11 protein-coding genes and 1 tRNA gene are annotated in these 15,195 nt (G+C 52.0%); 7 read left to right on the top strand and 5 right to left on the bottom strand.

The window, feature by feature from the left end; all coding sequences use genetic code 11:
* Positions 1 to 50: 50 nt before the first annotated feature.
* Genes NDQ72_02440 through NDQ72_02450 form a run of 3 tightly spaced genes read left to right on the top strand, consistent with a single transcriptional unit; the run spans position 51 to position 2,896 of the window.
* Positions 51 to 1,037: a TRAP transporter substrate-binding protein gene (locus tag NDQ72_02440; protein WKD28821.1), complete on the top strand. Its 987-nt coding sequence runs from the start codon at positions 51 to 53 to the stop codon at positions 1,035 to 1,037.
* A gap of 54 nt (positions 1,038 to 1,091) precedes the next feature.
* The gene (locus NDQ72_02445) at positions 1,092 to 1,640 is read left to right on the top strand and encodes a TRAP transporter small permease (GenBank protein ID WKD28822.1); all 549 of its coding nucleotides are present in this window, start codon (positions 1,092 to 1,094) and stop codon (positions 1,638 to 1,640) included.
* A complete protein-coding gene (locus NDQ72_02450; protein WKD28823.1) occupies positions 1,637 to 2,896 on the top strand; it encodes a TRAP transporter large permease in 1,260 nt (419 codons plus the stop codon). The genes NDQ72_02445 and NDQ72_02450 overlap by 4 nt, the downstream gene beginning before the upstream one ends.
* 310 nt (positions 2,897 to 3,206) lie before the next feature.
* Here NDQ72_02450 and NDQ72_02455 read toward each other — a convergent pair whose 3' ends face one another.
* The 3 genes from NDQ72_02455 to NDQ72_02465 all read right to left on the bottom strand — a co-directional run bounded on the left by NDQ72_02455 (position 3,207) and on the right by NDQ72_02465 (position 6,933).
* Entirely contained in the window at positions 3,207 to 4,232 is a 1,026-nt protein-coding gene (locus NDQ72_02455) for a porin (protein ID WKD28824.1), read from the bottom strand.
* 91 nt (positions 4,233 to 4,323) lie between these two features.
* Positions 4,324 to 6,015 carry a hypothetical protein gene (locus NDQ72_02460; GenBank protein WKD28825.1) on the bottom strand — a complete coding sequence of 564 codons (1,692 nt, stop codon included), beginning with the start codon at positions 6,013 to 6,015 and terminating at the stop codon, positions 4,324 to 4,326.
* Positions 6,016 to 6,429: 414 nt separating this feature from the next.
* Complete coding sequence (locus NDQ72_02465) at positions 6,430 to 6,933, bottom strand: Lrp/AsnC family transcriptional regulator (GenBank protein ID WKD28826.1); 504 nt, start codon at positions 6,931 to 6,933, stop codon at positions 6,430 to 6,432.
* Between the two features lie 96 nt (positions 6,934 to 7,029).
* On the opposite strand from NDQ72_02465, the gene kynU reads away from it, so the two are divergent.
* Genes kynU through NDQ72_02480 form a run of 3 tightly spaced genes read left to right on the top strand, consistent with a single transcriptional unit; the run spans position 7,030 to position 10,472 of the window.
* Positions 7,030 to 8,262: a kynureninase gene (kynU, locus tag NDQ72_02470; protein ID WKD28827.1), complete on the top strand. Its 1,233-nt coding sequence runs from the start codon at positions 7,030 to 7,032 to the stop codon at positions 8,260 to 8,262.
* A 1-nt stretch (position 8,263) separates the two neighbouring features.
* The gene (locus NDQ72_02475; GenBank protein ID WKD28828.1) at positions 8,264 to 9,058 is read left to right on the top strand and encodes an alpha/beta hydrolase; all 795 of its coding nucleotides are present in this window, start codon (positions 8,264 to 8,266) and stop codon (positions 9,056 to 9,058) included.
* A 31-nt stretch (positions 9,059 to 9,089) separates the two neighbouring features.
* A complete protein-coding gene (locus NDQ72_02480; protein WKD28829.1) occupies positions 9,090 to 10,472 on the top strand; it encodes a sodium-dependent transporter in 1,383 nt (460 codons plus the stop codon).
* Positions 10,473 to 11,057: 585 nt separating this feature from the next.
* Here NDQ72_02480 and NDQ72_02485 read toward each other — a convergent pair.
* Positions 11,058 to 11,134, bottom strand: a tRNA-Met gene (locus tag NDQ72_02485).
* A gap of 276 nt (positions 11,135 to 11,410) precedes the next feature.
* Between NDQ72_02485 and phbB the strand changes: the two genes are divergently transcribed.
* On the top strand, positions 11,411 to 12,157 hold the full coding sequence (gene phbB / locus NDQ72_02490; GenBank protein ID WKD28830.1) for an acetoacetyl-CoA reductase: 747 nt from the start codon (positions 11,411 to 11,413) through the stop codon (positions 12,155 to 12,157).
* Positions 12,158 to 12,265: 108 nt separating this feature from the next.
* Here phbB and NDQ72_02495 read toward each other — a convergent pair whose 3' ends face one another.
* Positions 12,266 to 15,073, bottom strand: a complete 2,808-nt coding sequence (locus tag NDQ72_02495; GenBank protein ID WKD28831.1) for a DUF349 domain-containing protein — start codon at positions 15,071 to 15,073, stop codon at positions 12,266 to 12,268.
* Between the last annotated feature and the right edge of the window lie 122 nt (positions 15,074 to 15,195).

Below are 15,195 nucleotides of genomic sequence, written 5' to 3' on the forward strand. Positions count from 1 at the left end.
GGATAGATCCAGGCGTGATTCTAACAACATAAAAAAGCTGAGATATCCTCATGAATAACGTCAACAAACTGGTATTGGCGACCTTTGCCATTGGCCTGACTATGGTTTCTTGGAGCGCTCAGGCGCGGGATTTTCGCTTGGGCATGATTACGCCGCCTTCCCATCTTTGGACGCAAGCAGCCGAAGCCTTTGGCGATGATCTGGCCACTGCTAGTGGCGGTGAGCATAGCGTCAGCGTCTTTCCTTCTCAGCAACTTGGCAACGAGGCACAAATGGTACAGCAGTTGCAAGCAGGTTCGCTGGATATGGCCTTTCTGACCATTGCTGAAATGTCTAACCGAGTGCCTGATTTCGGAGCGCTCTATGCACCCTATCTGGTAGAAGATGTGGCACATGCTGCGCGCCTGCTACGCTCCGATACCGCAACCGACCTGCTTGAACTGCTGCCAGCCCAAACGGGATTAGTCGGCATTGGCTATGGTATGTCTGGAATGCGTCAAATCCTCAGCCGCAATAGTGTTAAGTCACCTGAGAATCTCGAGGGACTGCGGCTGCGCATCACTCCCTTCGAGCCGATCCGCGACTTTTACTTAGCGGCCGGAACAGCGCCTACACCGCTGCCCTTACCGGATGTTTATGACGCTTTGGCAAACGGTCAAGTGGATGCCATTGACATGGATTTCGAGGCTATCGAGGCACTTAAATTCTATGATCAGGCAGAGCATCTGCTGATCTCCAACCACATGATGTTCCCGATGGTAGGGGTAGTATCTGGGCGCGTCTGGCGTGAGCTTGAAGAAACCGATCGGGAACTGATCAGAACCACTATGCAAGAGCACCTGAACGGCGTCATTGACAGCGTGTTAGAGCGTGAGCCAGCACAGGAAGCCTCGCTACGCGAGCAAGATATCAGTGTGGTCGAGGTTAACGGAAGCTTCTTCCAGGAAGCTGTTGAGCGTTGGGAGGGCATCTGGGCTGATAAGGCACCGGTCCTGTCAGAACTGCGTGAAACGGCTGCTCAGCTGAAGGCTGAGTAATTCTTCTTGACGTGTTAATAAGTGCCCCGGGGTAGCTCGGGGTTGGAGCCATCTATGCTCAAGCAAATTTCCCATGGACTGGCTCGGCTCGAGGTCGCTGTTGCGGCGCTGCTGGCGGCAGCTGTCACCGGACTGATTCTGCTCAATATCGTGACCCGGACGCTAGGCAGCCCGCTCTATTGGGTCGAAGAACTGGCCATTCATGCCATGGTATGGATGACTTTTTTGACTACCTCGGTAGTGCTCAAGCGCCGCGAAGGCATCGCGGTGACACTACTCACTGATTCGCTTCCACCCCGGTTTAAGGTGCTTTCCCGGCTCACAGTAGATGCCATTGTGCTGTTGTTTGCCGCACTGATGCTGTGGTTGTGCTGGCGCTGGTATGACCCACTAACGTTATGGAGGGTGGGCTTCGATACCAGTGCCTTCCAGGCGGAAAGTTTTAATTTCATCTACTCCGAGCGAACTAGAACCCTAGGGCTGCCCAAATACTTGTCTTGGCTCTGTATACCGGTCTTCTCGATCTCGCTGGGACTGCACGGGCTGGTTAACTTGATCGACAGCCTGAAGAGGCTGTTGTCTGGAAATAGGAGTCTGGTATGACGCTCGCCGTATTTACCTTATTGCTACTGGGAGCGGTACCGATTGCTCTTGTACTGGCGTTAACCGCTGCTTGGTATATCGTCGCTTCCGGCAACACCCTGCTGTTCGTTTCTTATCCCCAACAGTTATTCGGTGCCATCGAGCACTATGGTTTGCTAGCGATTCCACTCTTTATGCTAGCAGGCGAGCTGATGAACGAAGGAGGTTTGACTCGGCGGCTAATAGATCTAGCGCGAATCCTGGTCGGTGGCTTCCGCGGGGGGCTGGTGTATATCAACCTAGTGGCCAATATGATGATGGCGGCCATTGTTGGCTCGGCGGCTTCGCAGATCGCTATCATGTCGCGGGCCATGGTGCCTGCCATGGAGCAAGAGGGTTACGACAAACCCTTTAGTGCCGCGATTACCGCTGCGGGTGGGCTGATGTCACCGATTATCCCCCCATCAATGCTCTTCGTGCTATATGGAGTGATCGCCCAGGTGCCCATCGCCGATATGTTCGTCGCTGGCATTTTGCCTGGTTTGTTGATGGGGCTGCTGTTCTTTATTGCCATCACTGTCATCGGCTTAGTGGAGCAGTATCCCAAAGGTGACTGGCCAAGTCGTGCACAGGCGCGCGCCTACCTGCTGATGGGAGTGCCGGCGATGTCGATCCCGCTGATCATCATCGGTGGCATCCTCAGCGGTCTGGCCACACCTACCGAGTCGGCAGCCCTCGCTTCCCTGGCGGCCCTACTGATCGGCCGCTATGTCTACCGCGACCTAACTTTCGCGCGCTTACCTGATATTCTGCGGCGTACGGCCTTTAATGCTGGCCTGGTGATTATGTTGATCGCTGCTGCCGGTGTCTTCGGCTGGGTGATCATCTATGAACAACTGCCGCAGATGGCTGCCGCTTGGATCGCCTCGCTGACCACGGATCCCTTTATTTTTCTGCTGTTGGTAATCGGTGTGCTATTGCTTGTGGGAATGATCATCGACGGCATCGCTGCGCTCATCCTGGTGGTGCCGATTCTGTTACCTATCGCCACCCAGCAGTTTGATATCACCCCCTATCAATTCGGCGTGGTGGTTTCTTTGGCCCTGGTGCTGGGGCTGTTGACGCCGCCGGTAGGCGCTGGGCTGTTTATCAGTTCCTCTATGACCGGCGTGCCGCCGCTGCGCATCTTCCGAGCTCTATTACCCTTTCTGCTGATGAGTCTGGTGGCCCTGGTGCTGCTGGCTTGGCAGCCCTGGTTGACCCTGGCGCTGCTCTAGTCTTTCCCGCCTTGTTCCCGAAACGACAACGCGCTTTGCTCTATTGCGCGTTGTTCGCCAACGTTTCTCCTGTCTACACGCGTTAGCGCCGTATTGGCTTTACCTAATGATGGCGGCTATCGGTGCGCTACTGGGACTGGATTGTATCTTACTCTTGGCCAATACCTCCCACGGAGTGAGTGTACCCCGGCAATATTGTGCTCGATTCACTTCTAGACATGACTGCAAAGATGCAAAGTCGGCATGAGCATTACCTCATGCCGCTTATTATTGGAATTTAATAAGATGTTTTATACCCGGGGCTGGAGACTTAGAACTTCAGGCGAAATCCAAGTTGAACTCCTTGTGGATTCTCGTCCGTTAGAGGAGAGTCAAGGTTCCAGCTGATCGGGTATCTGATATCTGTATTGCTCTGGTGATGGATGTAGCCATATACACCATATAGGTCAATATTCTGTCTGTAATTGTAAATGTAGCCAAGATTTATTCCGGCAGCATCGCTAAGTGCGTCATTGTTGTCATCGTTTTTATAAATCAGGCTCGCGGCTATATTGTGCTTATTTCCAAAATTGTGCCTTATGCCCAACTGAAGGTCATTACCACTTGATTCGAAGTCTACCCAAGGTGCATAGGCATAATACCCAGAGTAACGATGAAGAATGGCCGTGAAATCGGTGTTTTCTATAGAGTATACCGACGTCAGGTAGATATCTGTGGACTGCTCTATCGTATCCCGGTCCCATAGGTTTCTCTGATACTTTTTATCCATAGCGATAGAGAAATACCAGGGGCTGTCATTCCAGTAATCCAGAGATATGCTATAGACACGACCGTTTCGGCTCCCGTCTCGCTCTCCCTGGGTTGCCATCCCTCTAAACTGAAACCCTTCGATGCGAGGGCTGATATACATTAAGGAACGGTCTTCACGCCATGGGGCATAGAAGACAGCGACATTATTGACCAAGCTATATTCGTTACCGAACAAGGGGTCTGCATAGCCATAAGCATTGGCTGAAGGAGTATCTTGACGACCGATGCTCAGTGTTCCAAAACGTTGGGAGGTTATCTGAGCGAATGCCTCGCGCTGACCTATGTCATCGTCTGAGTGCGGTCGGTACATGGCCTCGTAAATGCCCAGAATGGAAATATCATCGCTCAGGTTTTCCTGAATTTTTAATTGAACTCTATTGGCGCTTAGGCCTGCGCCGGTGAATCGCTCAACGGTTTCCCCTCCCGATGTTGCTACTTCGTAGGCGATATCCAGTATTCCGGAAACTTTAATGTCGGCGCAGGCATATCCGCTCACGAAAGGAAGCGCGAGTAGGAGTTTTCGCATGATTTTCTCCGATAGGAAGAGGTACGCGGCAGCAGATTGGTATTCGCTGCCGCGATCCATTCTCAATATTTTTGTGATTGTTTAATTTTTGTTAATCGCGAGAAGGCCAGGAGGTCTCGGGAGGGGAAAAGCTTGGTTCCCCAAGAAGTGGGGTGGAAAGGGCATAGAACCCATGGTTGGTAAAGAGCCAGATAATATTTCTGTCGTATTCGACATATACGCCATGCGCCAAGTTGCCCATGGCGTAACTGACGACCCTGTCAGGGGCGAAAGGGGGTACAAAATAGGCTTCGATAGATGGCTCATCGGGGTTGCTGACATCGAAAACCTGAACGCCGGCATTGTAAAAGGCATAGGGAAGGATGCCCTCACGAGATGAACCCGGCTGGGTGTAATAGCCGGTTCTCTTCGGGCCAAAGCTACCTTTCCGCTGACAGAAATCGGTAAATTCGGCATCGGCTGGTGGTGTCGGGCGAGGAAGTAGATGTCGAATATGTGGGTTAGTAGGGTCGCTGACATCTACTGCATAGATATCCTTGTAGGCTTCATAGCAATCCTCTGCCAATGGATAGCCGCTGTAATAGATTAATCCTGTCGCCTCTACCTGAGAGACATCGATGTTGTCTCCCTCGGTACCCGCTAAGCTGACTGGGAAATCAAGGTGGCCAACGACCCGCATATTCTGCGAATCGGTAATGTCCACAACATATAGCCCCATTCCCCCCATGGCGGCATAGCCATATTGGCCGCCTTCCTCGACGGGAGTGGGAACAAATAGTGACATGCGCGCTCCCATCCATGAGCTACGGTTGCCGGCTCTGGGGTTGGCCAGAAAAGCCGCCTCGTGCTCCGGATCACCAACGATCTGCCCAGGGACGGTGAGTACATCGAGTAGTCTTGGGTTCCTGGGGTCAGACATATCCCAGGACTGGTAGCCGGCATTGTAAAGGTCGTTGGGGTATTCGGTGAGTGCATGGCTATCACTCGGCGCGGCAGCGACATACATCACATCACCACCAAAGTAGGTGGGAATATCACGTACACCGGACCCTTCCTGTTGATCATTGGGAGCGTCGGGATTGTTGATGTCTGTCGTGCGAGTGGCGATCAGCTCCCAGTCTTCGGGAAGAGGACCATTCATCTCATATACCTTGAAACCCTTGAGGTGATTAGCGTTTCTGATCTCCTCGACTTCTTCCGGTTGTCGGTACTTATCTTCGAGAACCCCGAAGCGCCTTATTTCGAAGGCCTGAACCATGATGTACTTGCCGAGGCTACTACTCCACTGAATGGAAGCGGCACCGAACATATCATTTTCGGGGTAGGGGTTGATCTCTTCACCTGAACCATTTTCATCCCAGGTAGCCCCCTTGGTATAGACAAGCTGAACGTCTCTTGGGTTAGTGATATCGAATATCTTTAGGTCACGTCTAACATACTGATAAAGAAAGCGCTTTCCATCGAAATCGACTATGTTTTGCCAAGTGTGAAAGGGCTCCACCGTAATCGGATAGTAAGCCTCAATTGCCATGTTATGGATATAGCTACGGGTATCCCACTCATCTAGCTGTCCCTCGAAAGGATGGTTATCGTGTGAGAAGGGAGTAGCCACAGGGTGTGTAAAGCGACCTGTTTGTGGGTCCATGCCATAGCTGTCTGAGGTGGGATGGGGAGTTTCCTTTCCTGGAGCTAGTGATGCCTGGCTCTTTACATGAGGATCAATAATATTGATCGGGCCATGTTCGGCTGCCTGGAGCACTGGGCTCGATAGGAGAGCGATCATTATGGCTAGCTTATATCGGTATGTGTTGCTGGAAATAATTGAATCAACCCTAGAAGGTTTATTGTTCATTGTTAGCCTTTTTTATTGTGAGTGTTGTGACGAAGTAGGCGCCCTAACTTTTGGATGTATTGTTTTTACTGGAGATGAAAGTGTTTTTAATACTCCTCTGGTGGGTGGTCTGATTTTTCTAAAGTGATGCTAGCCTCAATTCGTCATGACGATTGAATAAAAAAATATGGCTCTGGTATTCCTTCAGGTAATACTGGGCTGCTGACTAGCGTGACGAGGGGGATTAGCCCAGGGCTTATTTAGAAGAATTCGAATGATGTGTTGGCGAGGGGCGCGCTGAAAAAGAGGAAAGAGGTAAAGAGGAGCCTGGAGACACTCCTGCTGCTCCAGGCGTCTGGCCGTCGGCTAGATCATAATCTTGAGCGGGCCACCCACCTTGAGGGTGTTCATGGCCACCTGAGTGGCAATGTCACGTATCCCGGGCAGGCTGGTTACTGCCGTGGAGAGAAAGCGCGATAGCTCGCTCAAATCTTCCACCATGACTTTGAGGATAAAGTCGTGGTTGCCGGTAATTGCGTGGCAGTCGATAACTTCATCCCTGGTTAATAACTCTGCCACAGCGTCGCTGGGTGAAGCCATGCGGGCTTTATCCATCGAGAGAAAAATAAAGGCGGTGACTTTAAGCCCTAGCGCTTCCGGGTCGAGGCGCAGGGCGTGCCCCTGGGTAACTCCGCTCTCCTCCAGTCGGACGATGCGTCGTGAGCACTGGCTGGGAGAGAGATTTACCGTCTCGGCCAGAGCGGTCAGGGTCAGGCGTGCATCACGCTGTAGAGCGTGAAGAATTCGTCGATCAAAGCGATCTAGGTTTTCCAATGTATTTCCCTTTGGTTTAATGCAAGAATTTTGCATATATTGGCGCTTTAGCGCTGAATTACGCAAACCTTTCCCCACGTATTCCTTTTAGAATTTTGCACAGGTATCCAACTCAATTACCTGGAGCACACGATGACAACAACCCTTGATAACGTGCATGAAATGGATCGCCATGACCCTTTGGCCGGTTTTAAGGCTCGCTTTGCCCTTCCGGAGGGCATGATCTACCTGGACGGTAATTCTCTAGGTGCCCAGCCAGTCGTTGCCAGAGATGCGTTGGCAGCCACCTTGGATCAATGGCGCGATGAGCTGATTAAGGGCTGGAACCAAGGTTGGTTTGATGCGCCTGAACGCTTAGGGGATCTGCTGGCACCGCTGATCGGTGCTCAGGCTGGAGAGGTCATTATCAATGACAATATTTCGCTTAATATATTTAAGTTATTAGGCTATATCGCTGATTCTCAAGGGCATTCACGTCCAGTGATTTTAAGCGAGGGTGGCAACTTCCCGACGGATGGCTATATCGCACAGGGGTTATGCCGTCTCGCCGGTTTCGAGCATCGGGTTCTTCCCGAGGGCGCAGCGCTGTCGGACTATGTGGATGAGCAAGTGGCCGCCGTGGTGCTGAGCCAGGTCAATTATCGCACCGGGCGCCAGCGCGATATGGCTACCATTACCGCTGAAGTGCATAAGCAGGGCGCCGAAGTCATCTGGGATCTGGCTCACTCCGCTGGAGCTATACCGGTTGATCTGAACGGTTGTGGTGTTCGTTACGCAGTTGGCTGCACCTACAAATACCTCAACGGAGGACCTGGAGCGCCTGCCTTTATCTACGTGCATCGGGATCATCAGGATGGCGGCTGGCAGCCACTCTCCGGCTGGCATGGCCACGCTGCTCCGTTTGCCTTCGATGGTGACTATGTGCCGGCTCAGGGCATCACTCGATTTCGCAGTGGCACCCACTCGGCACTTATTTACGCTCCCCTAGAAGCCTCACTGCGGCTTTGGCAGGAGGTCGATATGAATGCCCTGCGGCAAAAAAGCTTAGCCATGGGGGATTTGTTCCGCAACTGTCTAGCCGACCTCATTAAAGCCGAGGGTATCGAAGACATCACCCCGCCTCATGCTGAACGCGGTAGTCAGGTGGCATTAATTCACCCTGAGCATGGTTATGCCATCGTTCAGGCGTTAATTGCTCGGGGTGTGATCGGTGACTACCGAGAGCCTGGGTTAATGCGCTTTGGCTTTACTCCTCTCTATCTCAGTTATGAAGATGTTTGGCAGGCCGCACGCCATTTCCGTGAGGTGATGGAGCATCGTGAATATCTAGAGACACGTTTCCAAGTGCGCTCAGAGGTCACCTGAGGTGAGTTCCTGTGAGGAACGTGCTGCACGAGGACGGGCCTATTCACCAAGCCTTTGGGCACGGGACTTCGAAGCGACTCTGGATCGCCAAGCTGAACGTGGGGCTTGTCTACGGGCGCGTCATCAGCCGAGGCGTTTGGCTTACGGAACCCACGCATTGGAGGGGCTCAATCTCTTTCTTCCCGAAAACCAGGGTCCCTGGCCGTTGATGGTTTTTTTGCATGGTGGCTATTGGCAGCAGTTGGACGCGATGGCGACTGATTTCATGGCTGCGTCATGGCTGTCTCGAGGATGGGCTTTTGCCTCGCTGGATTATCCACTGGCCCCAGAGGTCAATATCGAGACCATGGTAGCCGCTTGTCAGCGGGGCGTGAGGCATTTGCAACGCGAAGCCAGCACCCTTGGGTTAAATGGTCGTATCTACCTGGGAGGCCATAGTGCCGGTGCTCAACTGGCTATCATGAGCTGCCTGGGGGATGGGCGTCTGGCGGGGATTGATGCTCTATGGTTGATCAGCGGTATTTATGATCTACGCCCACTGGCAGGAACCTATATCGATGAACCTCTTCAGTTGGATGGCGCACAGGCTGAACGGCTTAGTCCTTTATGTCATGACTTGCAAGGCCTGCCGCCACTAATGCTTGTGCATGGTGAATTTGATCCACCGAGCTTTCGTAGCCAGGGAGAGGCGTTATATGAGCGCGCTTTAGCAGCTGGTGTGGCGGCAGAGCTATGTCCGCTGCCCAATTGTGATCATTTCGACATTCTCGAACGGCTCGAGGCACTACCTTTCTGAGCTGATTTCTTAACGTGATGAGATAATTCCAATGACAAAATCTCAAACTGAAAATGCAGATAATAAAGCTGCTCCTAGTGGTCGTGCCCAGTTCAAAAGCCGTTTCGGCTTTTTAATGGCTGCTGCGGGCGCGGCGGTGGGCCTTGGTAATGTATGGAGCTTTCCCTCAATGGCCGCCAATAACGGTGGTGGCGCTTTTCTGTTGATCTATGTCGGGATGGCCTTTGTCCTCGCTTATCCCGCGTTGATGGCGGAGTTGACTTTAGGGCGTTATGCCCAAAGTGGCGTTATAAATGCCATGGGGCAGCTGGGAGGAAAGGGAGTGCCGCGACGAGCGGGGCAACTGATTGGCCTGGGAGCCATCTGTGTGGCTACGTTAGGCTTGACCTTCTATGCCATTGTTACAGGATGGCTAATTAGCCAAGCATTAGGGCCTGTAGCACATGTGCTTGGAATGAGCACGGTGGAGAGCTGGTTGGCGGAGAGTAGCATCGGACGCGATTGGTGGTTGGCATTGGTGGCTATGGCCATGACGATTTGCGTGGTGCTACTGGGGGTTAATCGCGGCATTGAGCGCTGGACCAAACGTCTGATGCCTCTACTGATCGTTACCATGCTGGTATTGATTTTAACTATTCTCACCTTCGACGGGGCGATAGAAGGGTTAATGGTTTATCTATTGCCTGACTTTTCACAAATTAATGCCGAGCTGATGCTGGATGCCATGGGGCAGGCTTTCTTCTCACTGTCCATCGGTATTGGTGCCATGGTGGTTTATGGTTCTTATCTGAGCCGCAAAGCGAACTTACCCCGAGTGGGGGCCCAGGTGATGTTTATTGATATGGGAGTGGCGTTTATCGCTGGCCTTTTGATTATTCCGTCGCTCTATGTGGCCAAGGCTGTTGGAGTTGAGGTTTTGAATGAGCAGGGGGAACTGACCAGCTCTGCGACGTTGCTGTTCGATGTGATGCCGGCGATGTTTACTCGGTTGGGTGTCATAGGTGGCGTGATGGAAGTGTTGTTCTTTGGGTTATTAGCGGTTGCGGCACTGACGTCAATGTTTCCTGCGCTAGAGGTGCCAGTATCGACGCTGGAGGAAACAGGCAGTCTGTCACGTCGTTTTTCAACATTTCTGATTGGCGGAGTTGCGTTTGCAGGATCGACGCTCATCCTGCTTAATTTTGATCTGTTGTTTGGTTTGGCGATCGGTCTCACCATTAATAGCATGCCGGTGATTGGCGCTTTAGTTTGTCTCTATGTAGGCTGGCTGATGTCTCGAAACGCTAAGCTTAAAGAGTTGTGTCAAGGCGCTCCGGAGATCGAGAGCACTCTATTTTGGCGGCTGTGGCCATGGTATATCCGTGTGGTCTGCCCATTAATGATTCTAGTGGTTATGGTGCGAAGTCTCTCCTGATAACCCTACTTTGTAGCTTTGTACGACTAACAGCTCGAACACTTCATTGTATTTCGTCATGAAAAACACCCCAATCGTTGGATGAGTATTCAACTTTTGGGGTGTAGTTCACCTCTCGGTAACGGCTTTTTCTATGTTTGGTGGCGGGGACCGCCGACGTGAAAACAAAAGCGAACCGATGACCTGATTGGAATGATGAAGGGCTAAGTCGATGTCTTTGCGTGTTTTCTTCACAAAATTCAGACACAAAAAAGCCGCTATCTTTCGGTAACGGCTTTTTCTATGTTTGGTGGCGGGGACCGCCGACGTGAAAACAAAAGCGAACCGATGACCTGCTTGGAATGATGAAGGGCTAAGTCGATGTCTTTGAGCGTTTTCTTCACAAAATTCAGACACAAAAAAGCCGCTACCTTTCGGTAACGGCTTTTTCTATGTTTGGTAGCGGGGACCGCCGACGTGAAAACAAAAGCGAACCGATGACATACGTGGAATGATGAAGGGCTAAGTCGATGTCTTTGAGCGTTTTCTTCACAAAATTCAGACACAAAAAAGCCGCTACCTTTCGGTAACGGCTTTTTCTATGTTTGGTAGCGGGGACCGGATTTGAACCGATGACCTTCGGGTTATGAGCCCGACGAGCTACCAGACTGCTCCACCCCGCATCAACGTGTGGCGTATTCTACGCATTTTTAGCGCGAAGTCAACCCCCTGCATAAAACGCTTATATTGTTAGGCACGACCTTCATCGTGCTGCAACATTGGAAGAGTAAAGCTATGCTTCCAATAGGGATAACAAAAAGCTTACTGTCAGTATGTCGTCCAACTAACAATACGACGTGCTGTGAATGCTGAAGCGCTACGGCGCTTATTAAGAATGGCTTGCGACATCATCATAGTGCTTAGCGTCCAAGCCGTTTGTCATATCAGGGAGGTAGTCAATGGCCAATCAAGCCCCCGTCGCCTGGGTAACTGGTGGAACTGGTGGAATCGGAACGTCAATTTGCCATTCATTGGCGGATGCGGGTTATTTGGTAGTCGCGGGATATCATAATCCTGAAAAAGCCAAAACCTGGCTGGAAACCCAGCAAGCCGCCGGTTACGACAACATCGCGTTATCGGGTGTTGATCTTTCCGATCACAATGCCTGCCTAGAAGGTGCTCGCGAAATCCAAGAAAAATATGGGCCTATCAGCGTGTTAGTTAACTGCGCTGGCATCACTCGCGATGGCACCATGAAGAAGATGTCCTATGAGCAGTGGTATCAAGTGATCGATACCAACCTTAATAGCGTCTTCAACACGTGCCGCAGCGTTATTGAAATGATGCTGGAGCAGGGCTACGGTCGCATCATCAATATTTCTTCTATCAATGGCCGTAAAGGTCAATTCGGGCAAGTGAACTATGCGGCTGCCAAAGCAGGTATGCATGGGTTGACCATGTCGCTGGCTCAAGAAACGGCAACCAAAGGTATTACGGTGAATACCGTGTCGCCCGGCTACATTGCCACCGATATGATCATGAAAATTCCCGAGCAGGTGCGTGAAGCCATTCGTGAAACTATTCCAGTGAAGCGTTACGGTACACCGGAGGAGATCGGTCGCTTGGTAACATTCTTGGCAGATAAAGAGTCAGGCTTTATTACTGGCGCCAATATTGATATTAACGGCGGTCAGTTTATGGGCTAATCGCCCAACGCGATTAGCTGATTTATTCAATTACGGTAAAGCGCAAACGGGAGGCCATTCGCCTCCCGTTGTCATTACTGGGGATAAAATACCTATATAGAATAGAGGTTAGGGATGTGGTACCCGCGCTAGGCGACTAAAAAGATTGTCAAACTCTTCTGCTTCCTTGCGCCACAATTGGTTAGGCATGGGGCCAAGCGCTATGAGTGCTGCTAATATGCCGATGATCTCATCTGGTCGGCTACGCTCGTTATTGATTCCTTCATTTAGCCGTTCTACTTGAATCGCCAGGCGGAGAGGTTCATCACGCTGCTTAACGCTACCTAACGCGAGCAAAGACAAATGCACTCTCAGGCGAGCCAGCCCATCTTCTAGCTCAGTAAGTTTTTCGGCTGAGAGGGGAGTGGGAGTGGTTAGCCGCGCATGATTGCGCTGCTGATGAGCCTCCATAAAAATAGCAGGCAGCTCCCCACTCAATACCTCTTTCGCATTAATTGCTTGTGGCTCTTCGCCTGCTAGCGCTTGTTGGTCTGCGGCGATATGCGCATTTACCAGCGGTAAGGCGCTGTGCCATTGCTGCACGGTATGAGCAATTTCCAGGCGGCTTAAGCGCTCGCGTTTAGCTCTTACAATGCCGCTAAGGCGTTTCTGCATGCCGTCACTTCGTCGATTACGCGGCAACGGCTCAAGCTGGCTTATGCTTTCTAGATAAGACTCAAGGGTGGCAGATTCTTCGGCTTGCGTCGGCTGCCAGCTATCCATTTCGTCAATTAATGTTTGCAGCTGATCGAGCTTTTGTTGTTGGCGAGTTGCCTGCTCATGCTTATGGGCGTCACGCTGAGCAAAGAGCTGATCGCAGGTATGACGAAAGGCTTTCCATAGGGCTTGTTCTTCGCCTTTTGGAGCACGACCCAGCGCGCGCCACTGCTGCTGTAGCTGCTTTGTGCTTGCGATGCGGGCGGCTAAGGGTGACTCGGCGTCATCTTGTAAGCTTTTAGCTTGTTCGATAAGCATGCGCTTTTGACTGGCGATCTGTTCCGCTCGCTGGTCAATAAGCGCTTGAAGGCGATGACGGATAGCCCCGAAGCGACGGCCAACGGTTTCTGATTGATCCCGAGGAACTGGAGAGTAGTGACGCCACTGGTGGCGGGCTTTATCACGGATCTCGCGCAATACATCGGGGTCGGCATCCTCTGCTGGCTGATCAAGCAATGTTTCAAGTTGTTCGCAGAGTGCTTCACGGCCTTTAAGGTTGGCGTCACGCTCTTGATTAAGCTGTTCTCGCCAGGGAGCCAAAAGCTCGTGAATGCGATCAGAAGCCGCGCGAAAGCGTGCCGACTGTTCGCGGTTAGCAGCGGCATCGCCGAGCGATTTCCACTCCTTTACCAACTGGCGATGATGGCGATCTAAGGCGACGTCTGCCATGTGTTGATCGTCAGCCAGCGCTTCGATGCTAGCGCAGAGTTGCTCGCGTTTAGGACCGGCCACAAAACCGCGCCAATCGCGTAGTTCTGCCAAGCGTGCGCCTAGCTGTTTCACGCGTGCTTTTAGCGGCTTGGCTTCTTCCCCTATCAGTTCGTCGATGGAGGGCTTGAGGCGTTGATAGAGGCGGCTGGCACTTTTAAAGGCACCACGCTCTAACAAGTGTTCAAAGTTATCCACGTCGGCGCTAAGCGCGTTAAGTGACGCGGTAGGGGTGGGTTTGGTAGAAACGTCAGCATCTTTTAGCGCTTGTGCATGCTTGAGTAGCTCTGGAGGCGTTATGTGTTTAGGCCAAGCGCACTGCTTAACGTACCTGGCAATGGCTACGTTATCTTGGTTGGCAATGGCTGTTTCTATATCTGCGCTGATGGTTTGCCAGCGCTGCCATGCTTCCATGCATACTTCATAGCGTTTCAGTGCTTGGTTATAGCGTTGCTGAACACTCTCACCAGGCGGGTGTTGATCTGACAGGGACTGCCAACGCTGGCCGAGTAGATGGCGTTGAGCCCGTAGGCTATCGATATCCTGAACTGTTAGCTGCTCTGCATGTGTCAGGCCCTCTAACGTTTCTTCAAGGCCTTCCAGCAGTTGATCGCGAGTTCGTTCAATCTCTTCGCGATGAGCAATGCTCTGCTGACGCGCTTGTTCTTGCGTTTCATGATGATGCAGTGTTTTTCGGCAGCTAAGCGCTGCCTGATGAAAACGCTGCTCTTGCGTCACGCTGGGTGGGTGGGAAAGGCTTTGCCACTCACGCTCCAAATGACGGAAACGACCACCATACAGCGGCTCCCAGGGAGCCCTGGCGTGCTGTTCTAACTGTCTGAGCAGATGCTCACGCTGGGCTTGCTGATCCGCTAGCCACTCAGCATCATTGCGCAGTTGGGTGAGCTTTTCTCGCGCCAGACGAATGACCTGGCGGTCACGACGCGCTTCTTTTAATAGTTTTTTGAGACTCTCTTCACTGTCAATTCGTTGAGCTGCTTGATGGCGCACCGCTGCCACGCCGTTATGGCAAGCTTGGTGAACGAGGTCGTTTTCATCGGTTAATTGCTCTAACGCAGCGAGCCTCAGGTTAAGATTGTCTCCCTGAAGCGCAATGGCGTTGAGCAACCGAGGCTCCGATAGCTCTGACACGATAGCCTGCCGCTTTTGTAGGTCGGTATGGCCCTGTGCGCCACATAAGCGCTGGCAAGCTGCGTTAAACCAAGCCTCGTCTTGACGATGCTCTGGAAGCGCATTGACAAGCTCCGCTAAGTCATCAAGGGCCAGTAGAGCAGCAAGCTGGATGTTACTCTCGTTATCCTGTGCTAATTGCTTTAGCGCTTGTTGCTGTTCTGGTTGTTGAGGGTCAAGCTGGTCGAGTGCCTTGAGACGCACCTCGGGATCAGGGTGCTGCCACCGAGGAGCGAACAGGCGTCTTAACAGTCCGTGCATGGATCATCCTGCAGAGAGGTGCGTAGCGTGAAAAAAAATCAACTACCGATGACAGATAGTTGCAGTCATCGGCGCTGTCGCTTAGCTTTGCTGTAGGCGCTGTGATGATTAATACTTCTTCA

Source organism: Halomonas sp. KG2, from assembly GCA_030440445.1.
Lineage (GTDB): Bacteria > Pseudomonadota > Gammaproteobacteria > Pseudomonadales > Halomonadaceae > Vreelandella.

Coding starts and splice junctions, on each gene's coding strand:
- NDQ72_02440 (WKD28821.1), top strand. CDS start 51: ATGAATAACGTCAACAAACTGGTATTGGCGACCTTTGCCATTGGCCTG.
- NDQ72_02480 (WKD28829.1), top strand. CDS start 9,090: ATGACAAAATCTCAAACTGAAAATGCAGATAATAAAGCTGCTCCTAGT.
- NDQ72_02465 (WKD28826.1), bottom strand. CDS start 6,933: ATGCAAAATTCTTGCATTAAACCAAAGGGAAATACATTGGAAAACCTA.
- NDQ72_02460 (WKD28825.1), bottom strand. CDS start 6,015: ATGATCGCTCTCCTATCGAGCCCAGTGCTCCAGGCAGCCGAACATGGC.
- kynU (WKD28827.1), top strand. CDS start 7,030: ATGACAACAACCCTTGATAACGTGCATGAAATGGATCGCCATGACCCT.
- NDQ72_02445 (WKD28822.1), top strand. CDS start 1,092: ATGCTCAAGCAAATTTCCCATGGACTGGCTCGGCTCGAGGTCGCTGTT.
- NDQ72_02455 (WKD28824.1), bottom strand. CDS start 4,232: ATGCGAAAACTCCTACTCGCGCTTCCTTTCGTGAGCGGATATGCCTGC.
- phbB (WKD28830.1), top strand. CDS start 11,411: ATGGCCAATCAAGCCCCCGTCGCCTGGGTAACTGGTGGAACTGGTGGA.
- NDQ72_02450 (WKD28823.1), top strand. CDS start 1,637: ATGACGCTCGCCGTATTTACCTTATTGCTACTGGGAGCGGTACCGATT.
- NDQ72_02495 (WKD28831.1), bottom strand. CDS start 15,073: ATGCACGGACTGTTAAGACGCCTGTTCGCTCCTCGGTGGCAGCACCCT.